Below are 19,778 nucleotides of genomic sequence, written 5' to 3'. Positions count from 1 at the left end.
GCTGTGTTAAATGCATTGTGCCTACTGGCCCTTTGCGGCAGGATACCGCGCCTTAAGAGGAATCGCTTTCTCTGGATGCGGTGAAATCATGCTGCTGTCCCGTTCCGACAGCGCTGATTAACAAGATTTCTCTTGATGGATCAAATAATAAGTGGAGAGACAGATGAGTGTAAGTACACCGATGTTGGTGACCTTTGTAGTATATATCCTTGGGATGGTGTTAATCGGTTTCATCGCCTGGCGATCAACCAAAAGCTTCGATGATTATATTCTCGGTGGCCGCAGTTTAGGCAGCGTGGTAACCGCACTTTCGGCGGGCGCTTCCGATATGAGCGGCTGGTTATTGATGGGGCTGCCTGGCGCCATTTTCCTTTCCGGCATCTCGGAAAGCTGGATCGCCATCGGCTTGATCATTGGCGCCTGGCTGAACTGGCGCATCGTTGCCGGCCGCCTGCGCGTGCAGACCGAGCATCACGATAACGCCTTAACCTTGCCAGATTTCTTCTCCAGCCGTTTCGAGGATAACAGCAAGCTACTGCGCGTTATCTCGGCGGTGGTTATTCTGATCTTCTTCACGATTTATTGTGCTTCCGGCGTGGTGGCCGGTGCGCGTCTGTTCGAAAGTACCTTTGGGATGGATTACCAAACCGCACTGTGGGCCGGTGCGGCGGCTACCATTCTGTATACGCTGGTGGGCGGTTTCCTCGCGGTGAGCTGGACCGATACCGTGCAGGCGAGTCTGATGATTTTCGCCCTGATTTTGACGCCGGTGATTGTGATTTTGGCGGTGGGCGGCCTGGATGATTCGCTGGCGGTGATCAGAGCAAAAAGCCTTGAAAACCTCGATATGCTGAAAGGCCTGAACGTTGTGGCGGTGATTTCCCTGCTCGGTTGGGGCCTCGGCTACTTTGGCCAGCCGCATATTCTGGCGCGCTTTATGGCGGCGGATTCGCACCATACGATTCGGACGGCACGTCGCATTGGCATGATTTGGATGATTCTGTGCCTTGCCGGAGCCGTTGCCGTTGGCTTCTTCGGCATTGCCTACTTCCAGAACCATCCCGAGCATGCGGCGGGCGTAAGCCAAAACGGCGAGCGCGTGTTTATCGAGCTGGCGCGCATTCTGTTTAACCCGTGGATCGCGGGCATTCTGCTGTCGGCGATTCTGGCAGCCGTTATGTCCACGCTGAGCTGCCAGCTGCTGGTGTGCTCCAGCGCCTTGACCGAAGATTTGTATAAAGGCTTCCTGCGCAAAAACGCCAGCCAGAAAGAGCTGGTGTGGGTAGGGCGTTTGATGGTGCTGGTGATTGCGTTGATCGCTATCGCGCTGGCGGCGAATCCAGAGAACCGCGTGCTTGGCCTGGTGAGCTACGCCTGGGCTGGCTTTGGGGCGGCGTTTGGGCCAGTGGTGCTGTTTGGCGTGTGCTGGAAGCGCATGACGCGCAACGGTGCGCTGGCTGGAATGGTGGTGGGTGCGCTGACCGTGCTGCTATGGAAAGATTATGGCTACACCGAGCTGTATGAAATCATCCCGGGCTTTGCCTTCGCCAGTATTGCGATTGTGGTGTTCAGCCTGTTGGGGCGAGCTCCATCTGAGGCCGCTCAGCAGCGCTTCGCCGCCGCAGAAGCGCAGTATCAAAGCAAATAATCTGTAGGGGCGCCATTGATGTCGACCCGGTGCGCATCAATGCGCACCCTACGAACACCGCATCGTTTCGTTGTAGGGTCGCCATTCATGGCGACCAGTCCAAATATTCCCCCTCTGCAAACCGCAAAAGCAAAATTAATTTCTCGCGGTGACTTGTATTTTCCCCTTCGATAATGATAATCGATATCGTTCGCACTTTACGTATTTTTACCTAAGGTTTACCCTCCTTAACATTCAAGAGGTTGATGATGTTCGTCCCGTTTCTCATCATGCTGCGCGAAGGTCTGGAAGCAGCGCTCATCGTCAGCCTGATTGCCAGCTATCTCAAACGCACCCAGCGCACACAATGGTTCCCGGCGATGTGGGCTGGCGTATTTATTGCTGCCGCGCTGTGTCTGGCACTCGGCATCTTTATCAATCAAACCACCGGCGAGTTTCCGCAGAAGCAGCAGGAGCTGTTCGAAGGCATTGTTGCGGTGGTTGCGGTGGTGATCCTGACATCGATGGTGTTCTGGATGCGCAAAGTGTCGCGCAATATCAAAGCCACGCTGGAAAAATCGGTTGATAACGCGCTGCAAAAACAGGGCGGCAGTGGCTTTCCGCTGGTGCTGATGGTGTTTCTGGCGGTGGCGCGTGAAGGGCTGGAATCCGTGTTCTTCCTGCTGGCCGCGTTCACGCAGGACGTAGGCTATGCGCCACCGATTGGCGCGGTACTCGGCCTCGCTACCGCGGTGGTGCTGGGCATACTGCTTTACTACGGCGGCATTCGCCTCAATCTGGCGCACTTTTTCCGCTGGACCAGCCTGTTCATTCTGTTTGTTGCCGCAGGGCTTGCCGCGGGCGCTATCCGCGCTTTCCACGAAGCCGGTTTATGGAATCACTTCCAGGATGTGGCGTTTGATCTGAGCAATACGCTTTCGACGCACTCGGTATTCGGCACGTTATTGGAAGGTATTTTGGGCTATCAGGAAACGCCAAGCGTCAGCGAAGTGGCGGTGTGGCTTATCTATCTGATTCCGGCGCTGCTGCTGTTTGCCTTCCCGGCTCGCCCATCAATCACCACGGCTCGTACTACGCGCTGAATTTAAAATCAGGCGCGATTGCGCGCCTGTTCTTCCATGTAACAGGGATATCACTATGACGATTCGCTTCCGCCGCAAGGCGCTGTTGGTTGCTATGCTGGCGCTTTCCGGCGCCGCTTCTGCTGCTGCCGTCCCGCAAGTCACGGTTACCGTGACCGACAAGCAATGTGAGCCGATGTCGCTCAATGTGCAGGCGGGAAAAACCCAGTTCATCATCAAAAACAACAGCCAGAAAGCGCTGGAGTGGGAGATCCTGAAAGGGGTGATGGTGGTGGAAGAGCGTGAAAATATCGCGCCAGGCTTCAGCCAGAAACTCACCGCCAATCTGGAAGCGGGCGAATATGATATGACCTGCGGCCTACTCAGCAACCCGAAAGGCAAGCTGGTGGTCAGCGGTGATGCGAAGAAAGCAGCGACCGGCAAGCCAGACGTACTGGAGCTGGTGGGGCCTATCGCCGACTACAAAGTTTATGTAATGAATGAAGTGAAAGAGCTGGTGGCGGGCACCAAAGCGTTTACCGACGCGGTGAAAGCCGGCGATATCGAAAAAGCCAAAGCGCTGTTTGCGCCAACGCGCGTGCATTATGAGCGTATTGAACCCATCGCTGAGCTGTTCTCCGACCTGGATAGCAGCATCGATGCACGTGAAGACGACTTCGAGAAGAAAAACGAAGATCCAAAATTCACCGGCTTCCATCGCCTGGAAAAAATCCTCTTCGCGGATAACACCACCAAAGGGGCTGAACCCTTTGCCACCAAGCTGAACCAGGACGTGCTGGATCTGCAAACGCGCATCAGCGAACTGGCGTTCCCACCAGCGAAAGTGGTAGGCGGGGCGGCAGGCCTGATTGAAGAAGTGGCCTCCAGCAAGATCTCAGGCGAAGAAGACCGTTATAGCCGCACCGATCTCTCTGACTTCCAGGCCAACATTGATGGCGCGCAGAAAATTGTTGATCTGCTGCGTCCGCTGCTGCAGAAAAACAACCCGCAGCTGCTGGCGAAAGTGGATGCCAACTTCAAGAAAGTGGACGGCATTCTCAGCAAATACCGCAGTAAAGACGGTTTTGAATCGTACGAGAAACTGACCACCGCCGATCGTAATGCGCTGAAAGGCCCGATTACCACTCTGGCAGAAGATCTCTCCCTGCTGCGCGGAACCTTAGGTCTCGACTAATCATGACGCATAAAAATGACGCGGCGCAGCCGTCGCGTCGTCGCTTATTGCAGGGATTAGGCATGTTGGGCGGCGCGGCCGCCCTCGGCGGCGGCTGTCCGTTTCATACGGCCGCCGCCGACAGCTTTTCTCCCGGCACGGTTGCACCCAACGCACGTCAGCAGGCGCAACCTTTTTACGGCGCGCATCAGGCGGGAATTGTGACGCCGCAGCAGGCGTCAATGATGCTGGTGGCGTTTGATGTGCTGGCCAGTGATAAGGCCGATCTTGAGCGGCTGTTTCGCTTACTCACCGAGCGCTTTGCGTTCCTGACGCAGGGCGGACCGGCACCGGTGGTGACCAACCCGCAGCTGCCGCCGATGGATTCAGGAATTCTCGGTGCCGATATCGCGCCTGACAATCTCACCATGACCTTGTCGGTTGGCGCGTCGCTGTTTGACGAGCGCTTCGGCTTGAGCGCACATAAGCCCGCACAGCTGCAAACGATGACGCGCTTCCCTAATGATTCGCTGGATGCAGAGCAGTGCCACGGCGATCTGTTGCTGCAAATCTGCGCTAACACGCAGGACACGGTGATCCATGCGCTGCGTGACATCATTAAGCGCACGCCCGATTTGCTGGCGGTGCGCTGGCGGCGTGATGGGTTCATCGCCGATCATGCGGCACGCAGCAACGGCAAGGAGACGCCGATCAACCTGCTGGGATTCAAAGACGGCACCGCTAATCCCGATACCCATAATCCGGCGTTGATGAATCAGCTGTTGTGGGTGACTGACGAGCAGCAGGAACCGGCATGGACGCGTGGCGGCAGCTATCAGGCGGTGCGCATCATTCGTTTCCACGTCGAGATGTGGGATCGCACGCCGCTTGGCGAGCAGCAAACCATTTTTGGTCGGGAGAAGTTATCCGGCGCGCCGCTCGGCATGAAAAACGAGCATGACGTACCGGATTACAGTAAAGATCCCGATGGTGATTTGATTGCGCTGGATGCGCATATTCGTCTCGCCAATCCGCGTACGCCGCAAACCGACAGCAGTTTAATGCTGCGGCGCGGTTACAGTTATTCCAGCGGCATAACCGGTTCGGGTCAGCTGGATATGGGCCTATTGTTTGTTTGCTATCAGCATGATTTAGCAAAAGGGTTCATTACCGTACAGCAGCGGCTTAATGGCGAAGCGCTGGAAGAATATATTCGCCCAATTGGCGGCGGCTACTTTTTCGCGCTGCCAGGCGTAGCGGATGAAAATCATTATCTGGCACAATCTTTACTGCAAGCCTGATTAATAAATGCACAATGCCTGCACGTCAGAATGCGCTGCAGGCTTTTTGTTACGCATTCCTTAAACTTTCCTCTGGTCGTAGCCGCTTCCGAATGTTCCTAAAAAGTTAGACTTATCCCCAATTAACCATCTCTTTGATAATTTTGAAAAATTTAATTTAAGATAAACGCGCTCAGGCTTCGCTTATCATTTTTTCTTTGCTGGGAAGTAAAATTACTGTTGCAAACCACTGCAAATATGATGCACTTTATTCATAAGCGTTGTCAGTTGTGTGGCTAAGCCACTGGAGTTCGCGCATGATTCGTCTCTCTCTGGGACAGTTAAATAGTTTCAATACACGCAGTACACTGCGGGGGATTTCTTCCCTCCAAAGCAACCTCTCTTCAATTAACACTTCGTTCTCGTTCAATCTCAGTTTTTTTACCGGTGCGCGCCTGCGTTTCGGCGCTGTTGCACACCATTCTCACTGGCTCAAAACGGCTTACAAGGAAGCCAAATAAACCTCTAAAGCGTTCAAGTCATCGCCGCGGGTGATCCGCCGTGATAAATGAAACCAACTGTAAGGTGCCACTATGGGAAGACAGAAAGCAGTGATCAAAGCACGTCGTGAAGCCAGACGCGTTATTCGTAGCGACTCTCGCAGTCACCGTCAGCGTGAAGAAGAATCGGTCACTTCGCTGGTGCAGATGGGTGGGTTGGATTCGATTGGTATGGCACGTGATGCACGTGACCGCGGGCCGATTGAAGCCAGAAATGAAGCTCAGGCACACTATCTCCATGCCATAGAAACGAAACAGCTTATTTTCGCCACCGGTGAAGCCGGCTGCGGAAAAACCTGGATTAGCGCAGCCAAAGCGGCTGAGGCCCTGATCAATAAGGATATCGAAAGGATTATTGTGACGCGCCCGGTTCTGCAGGCGGATGAAGATCTCGGTTTCCTCCCAGGAGATATTTCCGAGAAATTCGCGCCTTATTTCCGACCGGTATATGACGTTCTGGTTAAACGTCTCGGCGCTTCCTTTATGCAATACTGCCTGCGACCCGAAATCGCCAAGGTAGAGATCGCGCCCTTCGCATATATGCGCGGACGTACCTTTGAAAATGCTGTGGTGATCCTTGATGAGGCACAAAACGTCACCGCCGCACAGATGAAGATGTTCCTGACGCGCCTGGGTGAGAATGTGACGGTTATCGTCAACGGCGATATTACCCAGTGCGACCTGCCGTCCCATGCCAAATCTGGCCTCGCCGATGCGCTAGCGCGCTTCGAAGAGGATGAGATGATTGGCGTGGTACGTTTCGGCAAAGAGGATTGCGTCCGTTCAGCGCTGTGTCAACGCACGCTGCACGCTTACAGTTAACCGTTTGATTGAGAATGTAGTAGCAAAGTAAAACCCGGTGAAAGCCGGGTTTTTTTGTTTAACCTTCTGCGCTTTATCCGTTTCTTCAGCCATTGACAATAATTCTACCAACTAGTAGGTTGATTGTCATTAAGGCAGCCTTTCGCTCCTTTTTTAACAATCCATAATCGTCTGGAGTCACAATGCTTAAAGAACAGGCTGTTAATTCCGCTGTTGGCAATGAGCAATGGCTAAAACGCTATTACTTTATCCGCGCACTGTTTTCAATTATTTGGGTTGCGGCTGCATTTTCGCTGGGTCAGCACTCAGCAAAGGTGGGGGCAGTATTATTGGTTATCTATCCCCTTTGGGACGCCATTGCTAACGTTGTTGATGCGCAGCGCAGCGGCGGAATACGTCATAACCCGATCCACATGACAAATATTATTGTCAGCGGGCTGACAACCATTGCGGTTTACCTTGCGTTGTCACACAGCATGAACTGGGTTATTGGCGTATTTGGCATCTGGGCTATTTTGTCAGGATTGCTGCAGCTGGGTGTCGCAGTAGGCCGCTGGAAAAATTATGGCGCGCAGTGGACGATGATCCTTAGCGGCGCTCAATCAGCCCTGGCAGGCGGTTTTTTTATTGTGCAGGCACAAATGATCGTACCGCCATCGATAGTGAATATTGCCGGTTATTCCGCAGTGGGGGCCGCTTATTTTCTGATTTCCGCAGTGTGGTTAGCGGTGAGTGATATTCGGCGAAAAAAAGCCTAAGCGATAATTTATTATTTATTGAGCAGCGTGAGAAAAACATGAAAACAGCTCCACTTTCTACTAACCAGAAAATGTTTCGTCTGGCTATCGTTGGTCTTATTCCACTTGTACTGGTACTGCTATTTTTATGGGCGGGCGGATGGCTGGCACCCAATCGACTGAGCGCAGATAAAATTATTGACGTGTTACAGAAATCTGGCGGAGAACATCCTGGATATCGCCGTAATCATGCCAAAGGGATTTGTGTTATTGGTCAATTTACATCTAATGGTAACGCCAGTGCATTTTCGCGTGCCCTGGTATTTACCGCTGGTAGCACGCCAGTTATCGGGCGATTTGCTATCGCAGGGGGCGTTCCTACTGTGCCGGATTATGCTGTTCCGGTGCGGAGTATGGCTTTACAGTTTCGACAGAAGAATGGCGAGGAGTGGCGCACGGGAATGAACGCCATGCCTTTCTTTCCGGTGGGGACCACTGAAGCTTTCTATGAATTGCAAACGGCAACGCTGCCTGTTCCGGCCACCGGTAAACCCGATCCGGAAAAATTAAAGGCATTCGTTGGCAAGCACCCGGAAATAACGGCATTTTTCGGTTGGTTGAAGAAATATGTGCCTTCGTCCAGTTGGGCAAGCGATAGTTTTAATAGTCTGAATGCCTTCTTCCTGATTGATAAAGCGGGCAATAAGCATCTGGTTCGCTGGAGCATGGTGCCTGAAACCGCTTTTCAACCGATGAGCGATGAGAATAAAAAAGATAAGGATTTTCTGCAAAACGATATTGTTCAGCGACTGAAACAAGGCACGATAAAGTGGAATTTAATGATTACCCTGGCAAACCCTGAAGATAAGGGTAATGACTCAAGTAAAGTATGGCCATCCGATCGAAAAGTGATTAATGCAGGGACCCTGATATTGACGCAAGCCATTCCACAGGCGCAGGGACCCTGCAACGATATTAATTATGATCCGCTTATTTTACCGGACGGAATAGCCGCATCGGATGACCCAATACTGAATGCACGCTCATCCGCGTATGCCAAATCTTATAATTTGCGTACGCGTGAACAGTCACACCAGGCAGGAGCTCAATGATGAAACAAGTCGATTATTTCCATCCCGCTTTACGTGCGCTGCACTGGTTAATGGCTGCGGCGATTCTGGCCATGCTTTTTATTGGTGTTGCAATGGTCTCCACCGTTTCCTCGCTGCACGGCTTTCTGGTATCAATCCATAAACCCCTTGGCGTGATGATATTGTTATTAGTCGTGGTGCGCCTGTGGTTGCGATACGCTACCGCCAAACCAAACTTACCGGATACCTTGCCAGGCTGGCAGCGTCTTATGGCCCATATTTCACATGGGGTGCTCTATGTATTGATGCTGGCTCAACCGCTGATTGGCTGGGCCATGTTGTCCGCTGCGGGATATCCTGTGACTCTCGGTGCTGGAATCGTTTTACCGCCCATCCTGCCGATGAATAATGATGGGTATGCGCTGCTGCGTCCTCTTCATTCGATCGTCGCCTTGCTCTTATTCATTACCGTGATGCTGCACCTGGCCGCGGCGTTATTCCATGCGCTGATATTACGAGACGGTGTCTTCAGCAGCATGACAGGTAGCCGGAAGCGTTGAGGCATTTTGCCCATGAAGTTGAGATAAGGAGGCTATATGAATATTTATCCATTCGCGAGGGATAGAAAAGTTATTCCCTCAGACTGCCGTGGTGAAACGCGACCAAATATTGAAATTCAGCCTGAAGAGAGAATGAGAATAACACGTGAATTTGCGTTGGCATTTTCGAAGAAACTGCTTGAAGATAACGAGCTCAACGCCATTGCTCCCTTTGTTATCGATAAAATTGTGGTGATGCTGATAAACGAGTCCCGCGGCTTTTAAAATGTAATGCAGTGTATTCGTTATAAAATCGGTAAAAACGCCAGGCGTTGTTCTGCTCTATAAGATCTCATTGAACATCAGCCTGGCGCATTCCTTTACTTATGCAATACCAATGAAGAAGCCAGCAATGGTGGCGCTCATTAAGTTAGAGAGTGTGGCTGCGGCCAATGCTCGCATGCCAAGCTGAGCAATTTCTGCCGTCCGCTGTGGCGCGATGGCCGAGAATGCGCCAACCACAACGCCAATAGAACCAAAGTTGGCAAAGCCACACAGTGCGAAAGAGACAATTGCAATCGTTTTACTGTCTAATGCGCCAGGCGCGTGCAGATAGGGCGAAAAGCTGAGATAAGCCACAAACTCATTAATCGCAAGCTTTTGGCCAATCAGACTGCCCGCAAGCGATGCGTCATGCCAGTCAACCCCCATAACCCAGGCAAGCGGGGCCAGTAAATAGCCAAATATCCCTTCCAGGCTTGCGTGCCCCTGGCCAAACAGCCCAGCAATGCCACCAATAATGCCATTGATAAGGGCGATAATCGCAACAAAAGCCATTACAACCGTAGCAACGCCTGCTGCAATCTTTAGTCCGGTTATTGCCCCGGTCGCCGCTGCTTCAATCACGCTTTTAGGCGGTGTTTCGCTGAAGGAGAGATTATCAAAAACAACCTGAGTCTCTTCCGTTGCTGGACTCAGAATGCGGGCAAAAAGAATGCCGCCGGGGATGGCCATCAACGATGCCGCAAGTAAATAATCAATTGGTACACCGAGCCCGGCATAGCCAATCATGGTTGATCCCGCAATTGAGGCCATGCCGCTACAAATAGCGGTAAACAGTTCATTGCGGTTCAGACGATTAATGAAGGGTTTAACGATCGCCGGAATCTCATTTTGACCAAGGAAAATGGTGGTAACGGCGACAAAAGACTCAATTTTACTGATATTGAGTGCTTTTTGGAAAATAGCTCCCAGTACCCGGATCAATAACTTCATCACGCCTATGTAATACAGCAAGCTCACTAATGCAGTCATAAAGATAATGGCGGGTAATACATGAAAGGCGAACACAAAACCGGCACCATTAAATACTCTGTCCATATCTGGTCCCGCTAATGCCCCAAATATGAATGTGCTGCCAGCATCACTGTAATTCATTATTTTATGTACGCCGGTGGCGACTTTCTCAGCCAGCCATTTGCCCGGAGGTAAATAAAGAATCGCTCCGCCAATGGCTATTTGTAAAAGGATTGCAGCACCTACCGTTCTTATACTGATTTTTCTTTTATTTACTGACAGCAAGTATGCGATGGCCAGTAATACCACCATACCCAAAAAACTTCTCATTATATTCATAATGATTATCTCGTCATAGTCGATTTCGGTATGTCTGATATCTCTATGGGCGACGGCAAACTGCCCATCGGGATTAATTGGCATGCAATAAATTTCCCCTCTTTTGCATGCCATAACGGAAATGGAGTGGGTCGTTACGATCGGGAGTACATCTGTACACACTCTTCCACCAAATCCCAAAACCATTGGGTATCAATAGTGATCCCAACTTTGGCATTGGCGGGTATTCCCATTACACCCAGCTCATCGCATACCGTACGGCCATAGCATGGGCCGCTATTCACATCGACTTCGACATACATGTCCTGAGTTTTAATGCCTTCCGGGTTAATCAAATAGCCAATACAGGTTGCGTCATGAACCGGTCCGCCCGCTAAGCCATAATTCTCAAACTGCGTTTTGAGGGTGAAATTCATGATGTCACTGAATAGTTGCCCAGCTGGACCGCCAACTTTCTCCATACGGGCGATGACCTCTTTTGTGCAGACGGTTTGGTTGGTTAAATCGAGCCCCATCATTACCAGCGGTGCACCTGAAGTGAATACGACACGTGCCGCCTCCGGATCGGCGTAAATATTGAATTCGGCAGAGGGAGTAAAGTTTCCCGTACCGTAGGCGCCCCCCATTAGTACGATCTCTTTGATTTTTGGGATGATGGCTGGCTGCATGCGCATGGCGACCGCAATATTGGTCAAGGGCGCTACCGGAACGAGCGTGATATCTCCGTCGCTGGCCATCAGCGTGTCAATCAGATACTGAACCGCATGCTTGCTTTCTGCCTGACGCGTTAAGGGGCCAAATACCGGACCATCCAGCCCCGTTTCGCCGTGAATATTATCTGCCACGATCTGCTGGCGCATAATCGGCTGCGGCATTCCAGCATAAACCGGAACATCAATGTTTAAATGTTGGCAAACATTCAATCCATTGATCAGCGTTTTCTCGAGGGTCTGATTACCCGCAACGATAGTAATACCGAGTAAATTAATCGCCGGATGTTTTGCTGCCATCATAATTGCAATAGCATCATCATGACCCGGATCACAATCCAGAATAATTTTTCTCTGCGCCATTTCTCATTTCCTCTATTAGGGTTGGAATAACATGCATTTTTTAACTGTGTGATAAAAATGCTGTGTCAACGCTTTAACCCTAACAGCTAAAATTGTATGTTAAATATGAGAAATCTCACATCGGGAAACGATTATGAAAGAAATCCATAATGAAGATCTGAAGAGGAAATTAATTGAAAATTCAGACTATACAGCGAAATTTTCTGTTGAGGTGATGGCGGAAACCCGACTGCTTCATATCATGGCCGGTGATTATATCGTGAAAGAAGGTGAGCAACCGGCATACCTGTTTTATCTTGCAAGAGGCAGGGCGAAACTGTATGCGACATTAGCCAATGGACGAATATCATTAATTGATTTCTTTGCAGCGCATTGTTTTATCGGGGAGCTTGAACTCATCGATCAGCAGCATGAACCGCGTGCCGTTCAGGCGATAGAGGAGTGCTGGTGTCTGGCGTTACCCGTTAAACCTTTCCGGAAAAGACTGTTAAGTGATGCTATTTTTTTACGTCATATTTGTATTAGCTTAACGCATAAAAATTATCGGAATATTGTGTCACTCATCAGAAATCAATCCTTCTCGTTGGTTAACCGGCTGGCGGCTTTTATCCTATTGACGCAGAATGGTGATGTTTATCACGAAAAGCATACGCAGGTTGCAGAATATATGGGGGTGTCATATCGCCATCTCTTATATGTCATTGCGCAACTGACGCAGGAGGGATTATTAACTAAAGCCAGGTCTGGTTATATTATCAAAAATAAAGGTGCGCTTATTGAATTAGCGCGTGAGATGGAAGCAGAGGGCGCGCTGCCTTGAGGATTTATTTATTATAATATTATTTTTAGCGGTAAATGATTTAGTGTTTTTCTTAACTAAATTGCATTCAATCTTCAACCTACCAACTAGTAGGTTTTTCTTGACTTTAAGGCTCTATCTCTTTAGTTTTACGATAAGAGTTATGCGTGTTGAATAAGTACATTGTTTAGGAAATTTATGCTGATAGAACGCTCACCCAAAGCCAGAGAAATCATCCTCCACACCAGGCAGTTGCTGACCTCGGGTGGCTATAACAGCTTTAGCTATGCTGATATTGCTGAATTGGTTCAGATTCAAAAAGCCAGTATTCATCATCATTTCCCCAGTAAAGTTGAACTGGTGCAAGCTGTCGTTGCGGAATATCGCGAGGAGGCCAGAATGGGAATGGCGGCGTTGGAGCAGAACCTCAACGATCCTCTGCTGGAACTGCAGGCTTATATCGATTACTGGTCAGCCTGTATTAGTGAGGGAACGTCTCCTTTCTGTATTTGCGTCATGCTTTCGGTGGAACTGCCTAAGTTGCCGCGAGAAATATCTTCTGAAGTGAGCGGGCATTTCTCCGATCTGGCCGATTGGCTCACAGCGCTACTGCGTAAAGGAGAAATCAGCGGCATTTTTCAGCTTGATGAGGCGCCAGAGACCCAGGCCAAATCTGTGATGGCAACCGTTCATGGGGCGATGTTGGCCGCCAGAGCGCTCGAAAACACAGCGTTATTCCAGGAGATTGTGCATCCAGTCATCAACAGACTTATTCATAAATAGCGATAAATCGCGCTGCTGGAGATAAGATTTATGACTGAAATAACTACCCAAAAATTAGAACAGCGACTGCAAATCATTGAGGATAAATTAGCAATATATGAGCTGATTGCTTCCCATCCGCCCAGCGCAGATACCGGTCTTGCCGAATATACCGCTGCTGTTTATATGGAGGAGGGCACTTTTAATCGTGGTGAGGAACTGGATGGGGCAAAAGGGGTCGATGCGATCGCTGCATTTATTCTCCGACCGGCACACGAGGAAGCGATTAAAAGTGGGCTTGCGCATTTTACTGGATTACCGCTGATTGATTTGCGCGGCAACAAAGCCATAGTGACCTCCTATTTACAGCTGTTGCAGCTGGATAAACAGGGTGAGCCGCGTGAAATGGCCAATCATGGTTACTCAACCGGGTATCGCATTCATCGGGTAGTGGTTAATCGCTGGGAGTTAGAACGTCATGAAGGGCGCTGGAAAATTCATAGCAGAACCCTTCTTCCAGTAGACGGCACAGATGCCCCTCGCGAGTTATTGGCGCGCGGTCTTTCCGATGTGCTTAAGGCGACACGTTAGTCTACTCGGCTGAAATTTCGTCGCTGTGCTGGGTGCAAAAAAAAGTCTGAACGTGAGTTCAGACTCTTCTTCGGAATGTGGCGGTGAGAGGGGGATTGATTCGCTGCGCTCACCCTGCGGGCAGCGTCGCAGGGCTCCGCTGTCCAACTGGCTGCGCCAGTTGTCAAACCCCGTCGGGGCTTCTCACCCCCTCTCTCTGCAGAATAGGCAAAAAAAAAGTCTGAACATGAGTTCAGACTCTTCTTCGGAATGTGGCGGTGAGAGGGGGATTCGAACCCCCGATACGTTGCCGTATACACACTTTCCAGGCGTGCTCCTTCAGCCACTCGGACACCTCACCACATTTTTTTGCCAACCGCGCTGGGTCAACGGGGCGCTACTATAGGGAGATCGCTGAAAAGGGTCAAGCGCTATTTTCTCCTTTTGTTCTATCCGCTTAAGCTCTGAGCGTATTGCCTTCGACTTGCTCACCCTGCCTGTTCTGTCATCAAATTATCCTCTCTGTGTCACAAAAGCGTCACCGCACTGTCGCAGACTTGTCCGCGGAAACATTTGGTTATATTTACAGCTAAGGATGCTTATAAATGAAATCCATACCTCTCTTTACGGTTACGCTGCTGACTTCTCTGATCGCGACGTTAGCAGTGGCAGATGATGCAAATTATTCACGCGCCGCCAACGGCGATATTACCGAGCACGGCGGAGCGCGTCGTCTGACCGGCGACCAGACCGAGGCGTTAAAAGCCTCATTAATCAATAGCACCGCGAAAAACGTGATTCTGCTGATTGGTGATGGCATGGGCGATTCGGAAATCACCGCCGCCCGCAACCAGGCGCGCGGCGCCGGCGGTTTCTTCCCCGGCCTGGATGCGTTGCCGCTCACCGGTCAATACACCCATTACTCGCTGGACAAGAAAACCCATAAACCCAATTACGTAACGGATTCTGCCGCGTCGGCTACTGCGTGGGCCACCGGCACCAAATCCTACAACGGCGCGATTGGCGTCGATGTTAATGGCAAAGATCAGGTGACGATTCTTGAGCTGGCGAAAGCCGCGGGTAAAGCCACCGGCAACGTGTCGACCGCTGAACTGCAGGATGCCACGCCAGCAGCCTTAATGGCGCACGTCACCTCGCGCAAATGCTACGGCCCGGAGAAAACCAGCGAGCTGTGCCCGGGCAACGCGCTGGAGCAGGGCGGCAAAGGATCGATTACTGAACAGCTGCTGAAAACCCGCCCAGATGTCACGCTGGGCGGCGGTGCGAAGTCCTTTAATGAAACCGCCAAAGCCGGCGAGTATCAGGGCAAAACCCTGCGTGAACAGGCGCAGGCGCTGGGCTATCAGTGGATTGATAATCTGCAGGGCATGAATGCCATTCAGCAGGCCGATCAGAGCAAACCGCTTCTGGGCCTGTTTGCGGATGGCAATATGCCGGTGCGTTGGCAGGGACCGAAAGCCAGCTATCACGGCAACATTGATAAGCCGGTAGTGACCTGTGAAGTCAATAAAGATCGTCCGGCTTCAGTACCGACGCTGGCGCAGATGACTAAAAAGGCCATTACTCTGCTGAGCACCAACGACAAAGGTTTCTTCCTGCAGGTGGAAGGGGCATCGATTGATAAGCAGGATCACGCGGCGAACCCGTGCGGTCAGATTGGTGAAACCGTGGATCTGGATGAAGCGGTACAGGAAGCGCTAGCGTTTGCGCGCGAGCATGGCGATACGCTGGTGGTGGTGACCGCCGATCACGCCCACAGCAGCCAGATCGTTGAAAACGGCACCAAAGCACCGGGCCTGACGCAAGCGGTGAATACCAAAGATGGCGCGGTGATGACCATCAGCTACGGTAATTCAGAAGAGGATTCGCAGGAGCATACCGGCACGCAGGTGCGCATCGCGGCGTACGGTCCGCATGCGGCGAATGTGGTGGGATTAACCGACCAGACCGATCTGTTCTTTACCCTGAAGGACGCGATGGGACTCAAATAAGGTGTTAAAACGGTCGCCATAAATGGCGACCCTACGATTTTCGTATGGTGCGCATTGATGCGCGCCAAAATCACAATCCGCGTTTTGCCATTAAGCGTGCCAAATCCACCAGACGATTTGAGAAGCCCCATTCGTTGTCGTACCAGGCAAGAATCTTCACCAGATTGCCGCCAATCACCAGCGTTGAGAGTCCGTCGATAATCGATGAACGGGCATCGCCCTGATAATCGCTTGAAACTAATGGTTCGTCGCTGTAGCCCAAAATACCTTTCAGCGGGCCTTCTGCGGCCGCGGCTTTAAAGGCGGCATTCACCTCTTCAGCGGTGACATCGCGTTGCAGCGTTACGGTTAAATCGACGATCGATACCACCGGTACCGGCACGCGCAGTGAATAGCCGGTCAAACGACCCTCCAGCTCAGGGATCACGCGACCCAGCGCCTTTGCCGCGCCGCTGGAATAAGGCACAATCGACAGCGCTGCCGCACGCGCACCGCGCAGATCTTTCTCGGGCTGATCGTGCAGCACCTGGCTGTTGGTATAAGCATGCGTGGTATTCATTAACCCATGCTCGATACCAAATGCCTGATGCAGTACCGCCGCCGCCGGCGCTAAGCCGTTGGTGGTACAGCTGCCGTTACTCACCACGAAATGCTGTTGCGGATCGTAACGTTGATCGTTAACGCCAAGCACAATTGTCAGGTCATCATTTTTGCCGGGTGCGGAAATAATCACACGTTTGGCACCGCCGCTGGTGATATGCACGGCGGCTTTGTCGCGCTCGGTAAAGAAGCCGGTAGCTTCAATTACGATATCGACGCCGACATCGCGCCAGCGAATATTGGCCGGATCGCGCTCGCTGAATACGCGCACCGCTTTGCCATCGATGCGTAATTCGCCTTCACCGGCTTCCACTTCAGCGGGCAGTCTGCCGAGCAGAGAATCGTGTTTTAGCAGATGCGCGAGGGTCTTACTGTCGGTGAGGTCGTTAATGGCGACGATCTCAATATCATCGCTGCCAAGTGCTGCACGAAAAACGTTGCGTCCGATACGGCCAAAGCCGTTAATGCCGATCTTAGTCATAATTGACTCCTTTTCCGAAGATGCTGGAGTCACTGTAGGCTGATGCGCATCTGGCGTAAACGCCAAAAAAGGATCACTTTACGCCAATTTTCTGCAGTGAAAGCGCTGGCGATATTCTCCGGGTGTGAGATGCAGCTGGCGCTCAAAGCTACGGCGCAGATTAATGCTGCTGCCAAAGCCGGTGGCAAGGGCAATGCGCTCCAGCGTGTCGTGGCTCTGCTCTAAACGCTCGCGCGCAGCGGCGAGTCGCGCTTCGGCGACGTAACGCGCGGGAGGTACGCCGGTTTCACGGGTGAAGACGCGGGTGAAATTGCGCGGACTCATGGCGACACGTTCTGCCAGCTTTTCCACCGCCAGCTCGTCGGCCAGGTTTTCACGGATCCAGCGCTGCAGTTCACCGATTGCGCCCAGTCCGCCCGGCGCTTGCAGGTGGTAGCGGCTGAACTGCATCTGCCCGCCAGGACGGCGTAAATACATCACCATATCCTGGGCAATATCGCGCGCCACGCTGAAGCCGAAATCCTCTTCCACCAGCGCCAGCGTCAGGTCAAAGCCTGAACTGACGCCGCCGGAGGTCCACATGCAACCGTCCTGAATATACAGCGGACCGCCTTCAACGTGGACGAGCGGATAGCGAGACTGCAGGGTATCGAGCAGGCGCCAGTGTGTTGTCGCCCGGCGGCCATCAAGCAAACCCGCCTCAGCCAATAACATCGCGCCGCCACATACCGATACCACACGACGCGCCTGCGGTGCCGCCAGCTTGATAAAATCGACCACCATGTTGCCCTCTTCGGCGGTGTCGCCGCGTCCGGTGATCATAATGGTGTCCCAGGCGTGACGCGGATCAACGTCTGCCAGTTTCAGATCGGCCAGTAAATTGAGGCCAGATTGGCCGTGAATCACCTGATGCGATTGGGTGGTAGCAAGGCTAACGCGATAGCGTTGTTGATCACCGCCCACCGGTAAATGTTGATTGGCGCGCATCAGGATATCGGCGATGCCTGCGGCTTCGAACAGCATGCCGCCGTCAGGCACAATAATCAGAAAGGTTTTCATGGCATAAAAAAGACACTTAAACGAAATAGGCCAAAGTGTCTCATGGGTTAAGCAGCTAGCACAACCTGTAGGGTGCGCATTTATGCGCACCTGGATGTCAGGTCGCCATAAATGGCGCCCCTACAACAGATCGGTGCCAATCCCGTAGGGTGCGCATTTATGCGCACCTGGATGTCAGGTCGCCATAAATGGCGCCCCTACAACAGATCGGTGCCAATCCCGTAGGGTGCGCATTTATGCGCACCTGGATGCCAGGTCGCCATAAATGGCGCCCCTACAACAGATCGGTGCCAATCCCGTAGGGTGCGCATTTATGCGCACCTGGATGTCAGGTCGCCATAAATGGCGGCCCTACGCTTAGGTAGCCGATTTATCCGCCACACCGATCCGCCACTGCTCCGGCGGTAAGGTGCCATTCACCGCAAAATCACCGACGATACGATCTTTATAGATACGGGGATTGTGTGAGGAGAGGGTGCGCGCATTGCGCCAGAAGCGATCCAGCGCCAGCGGTTTCAGCGTGGCCGATGCACCCAGCGCATCGAAGAGCGTCGAGCTGGCATTAAGCAGCAGATCGCTCACCACATTGAGCGACTGCGATACTTCCAGCTCGGCAATCGCCACCGCCTGGTTTTCCCGTTCCTGATCGCCACTCAGATGCGCATCAAACGCGCGTTGTATCGCGCTGGCGGCGTGCAGCACTATCGCACCGCTGCTGTAGGCCGCGCCGCGCAGGCGTCCAACCACCTGCAAAATCTGCGCATCCTGGGCGGCACGCGGCGCATTGCCGTTGCTGTAGGTACGCGTACGAGACGCCACCTGCTGTGCCACTTCGCCGCTTTGGGCGCGGCCAATACCCGCCAGCGTCGCCAGATGGATCAGCTGATAGAAAGCTGGTGAATAGCGGAAATGCACCTCTTCTTTGATGTCATCCGCGCCGATGAGCACATTGTCAAAAAGCGCCGTACCGCTGGCGGTGAGCGTTTGGCCAAAGCCATTCCAGTCATCCAGCACCGTCACGCCCGGTGCGGAACGTGCCAGTGTCACCGAAACGCCTTTGCCATTTTCATCAGTGATGCCAACATCAATCCAGTCGGCATAGAGCGAACCGGTGGTGTAAAACTTCCTGCCGTTGAGCCGCCAACCGTCGCCGTGGCGCTCAATGCGCGTGGAGAATTCTGACTGACGCGCATCGCCGGTTTCGCTCCACGCCGGGCCGACAATTTCACCTTGCCCCAGCCGCGCCAGCCACTTCGCGCGATAGCTGCTGCTACCGCTGTTCAGCACGTTCTCGACGAAACCGAGATGTCCGCGAATCGATTGCACAAGGTTGGAATCCGCTTCGCCCAGTTCGATCAGCAAATTGAACAGCTCGGGCAGCGTGGCACCGAGTCCACCGGCGCTTTCCGGAACGCGCAGGGCGGTGAATCCGCTCTGCTTCAGCCAGGCAATTTGCTCGATTGGCAGCTGGCGTGTTAACTCTCGCTCAATCGCACCTGCGCGTATTTTCTGAAATACCGGGCGAAAGCGTTCCGCCAGCTGTTCATACCGAGGCGACGGATCGGCACCCCAACCTAATTCGATTTGCGACATAGCGTTCTCTCCGGCAAAGACATTATCCCATTACTATGTCATCGCCACCGAACACCAAATAATGCTTTTTCTCACTAAGCTATTTCGCTGCATTGATATAAAAATGATATTTCACTATGTGGAACAAAAAATCCCATTTCGCATATTCACTGCCGATATTGTTATTTGCCGGGATTTATATCTGTGCTCTATTCAAACGCTATTCCAAAAATATTCATTAAATTTCCAGATAACACCTTTTCACGTGGAGTAGGTCCGCGCGGAAATAAGTTATTGGCTTGC

General features: G+C 52.1%; 19 protein-coding genes and 1 tRNA gene. 14 read left to right on the top strand and 6 right to left on the bottom strand.

Annotated elements, in window-relative coordinates:
• Positions 1 to 163: 163 nt before the first annotated feature.
• The 10 genes from putP (at position 164) to ACIP6T_RS07250 (ending at position 9,197) form a co-directional block, all read left to right on the top strand.
• A complete protein-coding gene (gene putP / locus ACIP6T_RS07295; RefSeq protein WP_345829327.1) occupies positions 164 to 1,648 on the top strand; it encodes a sodium/proline symporter PutP in 1,485 nt (494 codons plus the stop codon).
• Between the two features lie 248 nt (positions 1,649 to 1,896).
• Positions 1,897 to 2,730, top strand: coding sequence for an iron uptake transporter permease EfeU (efeU, locus tag ACIP6T_RS07290; RefSeq protein ID WP_400457098.1), 834 nt, complete (start codon positions 1,897 to 1,899; stop codon positions 2,728 to 2,730).
• Positions 2,731 to 2,785: 55 nt separating this feature from the next.
• The gene (efeO, locus tag ACIP6T_RS07285) at positions 2,786 to 3,904 is read left to right on the top strand and encodes an iron uptake system protein EfeO (RefSeq protein WP_097096968.1); all 1,119 of its coding nucleotides are present in this window, start codon (positions 2,786 to 2,788) and stop codon (positions 3,902 to 3,904) included.
• A gap of 2 nt (positions 3,905 to 3,906) precedes the next feature.
• The gene (efeB, locus tag ACIP6T_RS07280; RefSeq protein ID WP_400456161.1) at positions 3,907 to 5,184 is read left to right on the top strand and encodes an iron uptake transporter deferrochelatase/peroxidase subunit; all 1,278 of its coding nucleotides are present in this window, start codon (positions 3,907 to 3,909) and stop codon (positions 5,182 to 5,184) included.
• A gap of 296 nt (positions 5,185 to 5,480) precedes the next feature.
• On the top strand, positions 5,481 to 5,684 hold the full coding sequence (locus ACIP6T_RS07275; protein ID WP_400456159.1) for a hypothetical protein: 204 nt from the start codon (positions 5,481 to 5,483) through the stop codon (positions 5,682 to 5,684).
• A 72-nt stretch (positions 5,685 to 5,756) separates the two neighbouring features.
• On the top strand, positions 5,757 to 6,545 hold the full coding sequence (gene phoH / locus ACIP6T_RS07270; protein WP_008105319.1) for a phosphate starvation-inducible protein PhoH: 789 nt from the start codon (positions 5,757 to 5,759) through the stop codon (positions 6,543 to 6,545).
• Between the two features lie 182 nt (positions 6,546 to 6,727).
• Positions 6,728 to 7,303 (top strand): DUF308 domain-containing protein, encoded by a 576-nt coding sequence (locus ACIP6T_RS07265; RefSeq protein WP_400456157.1) that lies wholly within the window; start codon positions 6,728 to 6,730, stop codon positions 7,301 to 7,303.
• 38 nt (positions 7,304 to 7,341) lie between these two features.
• A complete protein-coding gene (locus ACIP6T_RS07260; RefSeq protein WP_400456155.1) occupies positions 7,342 to 8,394 on the top strand; it encodes a catalase family peroxidase in 1,053 nt (350 codons plus the stop codon).
• On the top strand, positions 8,394 to 8,933 hold the full coding sequence (locus ACIP6T_RS07255) for a cytochrome b (RefSeq protein WP_400456153.1): 540 nt from the start codon (positions 8,394 to 8,396) through the stop codon (positions 8,931 to 8,933). The genes ACIP6T_RS07260 and ACIP6T_RS07255 overlap by 1 nt, the downstream gene beginning before the upstream one ends.
• A gap of 36 nt (positions 8,934 to 8,969) precedes the next feature.
• Positions 8,970 to 9,197 (top strand): hypothetical protein, encoded by a 228-nt coding sequence (locus tag ACIP6T_RS07250; protein WP_400456151.1) that lies wholly within the window; start codon positions 8,970 to 8,972, stop codon positions 9,195 to 9,197.
• Between the two features lie 99 nt (positions 9,198 to 9,296).
• On the opposite strand, the gene ACIP6T_RS07245 is transcribed toward ACIP6T_RS07250, so the two are convergent.
• Complete coding sequence (locus tag ACIP6T_RS07245; RefSeq protein WP_400457095.1) at positions 9,297 to 10,547, bottom strand: NupC/NupG family nucleoside CNT transporter; 1,251 nt, start codon at positions 10,545 to 10,547, stop codon at positions 9,297 to 9,299.
• A gap of 134 nt (positions 10,548 to 10,681) precedes the next feature.
• The gene (gene rihB / locus ACIP6T_RS07240) at positions 10,682 to 11,620 is read right to left on the bottom strand and encodes a ribosylpyrimidine nucleosidase (RefSeq protein ID WP_400456149.1); all 939 of its coding nucleotides are present in this window, start codon (positions 11,618 to 11,620) and stop codon (positions 10,682 to 10,684) included.
• 133 nt (positions 11,621 to 11,753) lie between these two features.
• Here rihB and yeiL point away from each other — a divergent pair, with 133 nt between their 5' ends.
• The 3 genes from yeiL to ACIP6T_RS07225 all read left to right on the top strand — a co-directional run bounded on the left by yeiL (position 11,754) and on the right by ACIP6T_RS07225 (position 13,772).
• Positions 11,754 to 12,440 (top strand): transcriptional regulator YeiL, encoded by a 687-nt coding sequence (yeiL, locus tag ACIP6T_RS07235; RefSeq protein WP_345829334.1) that lies wholly within the window; start codon positions 11,754 to 11,756, stop codon positions 12,438 to 12,440.
• 177 nt (positions 12,441 to 12,617) lie between these two features.
• Positions 12,618 to 13,202, top strand: a complete 585-nt coding sequence (locus tag ACIP6T_RS07230; RefSeq protein ID WP_345829336.1) for a TetR/AcrR family transcriptional regulator — start codon at positions 12,618 to 12,620, stop codon at positions 13,200 to 13,202.
• 30 nt (positions 13,203 to 13,232) lie between these two features.
• Positions 13,233 to 13,772 carry a nuclear transport factor 2 family protein gene (locus ACIP6T_RS07225; RefSeq protein ID WP_097096977.1) on the top strand — a complete coding sequence of 180 codons (540 nt, stop codon included), beginning with the start codon at positions 13,233 to 13,235 and terminating at the stop codon, positions 13,770 to 13,772.
• A 252-nt stretch (positions 13,773 to 14,024) separates the two neighbouring features.
• Here the strand turns inward: ACIP6T_RS07225 and ACIP6T_RS07220 are convergent.
• Positions 14,025 to 14,112, bottom strand: a tRNA-Ser gene (locus tag ACIP6T_RS07220).
• A 244-nt stretch (positions 14,113 to 14,356) separates the two neighbouring features.
• Between ACIP6T_RS07220 and phoA the strand changes: the two genes are divergently transcribed.
• A complete protein-coding gene (phoA, locus tag ACIP6T_RS07215) occupies positions 14,357 to 15,763 on the top strand; it encodes an alkaline phosphatase (protein WP_400456146.1) in 1,407 nt (468 codons plus the stop codon).
• Positions 15,764 to 15,833: 70 nt separating this feature from the next.
• Here phoA and gap read toward each other — a convergent pair whose 3' ends face one another.
• The 3 genes from gap to ACIP6T_RS07200 form a co-directional block, all read right to left on the bottom strand.
• Positions 15,834 to 16,844, bottom strand: a complete 1,011-nt coding sequence (gap, locus tag ACIP6T_RS07210) for a type I glyceraldehyde-3-phosphate dehydrogenase (RefSeq protein WP_097096981.1) — start codon at positions 16,842 to 16,844, stop codon at positions 15,834 to 15,836.
• Positions 16,845 to 16,922: 78 nt separating this feature from the next.
• Positions 16,923 to 17,903, bottom strand: a complete 981-nt coding sequence (locus tag ACIP6T_RS07205; RefSeq protein ID WP_400456144.1) for a GlxA family transcriptional regulator — start codon at positions 17,901 to 17,903, stop codon at positions 16,923 to 16,925.
• A 357-nt stretch (positions 17,904 to 18,260) separates the two neighbouring features.
• Entirely contained in the window at positions 18,261 to 19,496 is a 1,236-nt protein-coding gene (locus ACIP6T_RS07200; protein WP_097096983.1) for an acyl-CoA dehydrogenase family protein, read from the bottom strand.
• Positions 19,497 to 19,778: the final 282 nt, after the last annotated feature.

This window comes from Pantoea sp. NPDC088449, from assembly GCF_044753225.1.
GTDB classification, from domain to species: domain Bacteria; phylum Pseudomonadota; class Gammaproteobacteria; order Enterobacterales; family Enterobacteriaceae; genus Pantoea; species Pantoea floridensis.
The sequence above is the reverse complement of the archived record's forward strand: the minus strand, read 5'-3'. Positions and strand labels throughout refer to the sequence as shown.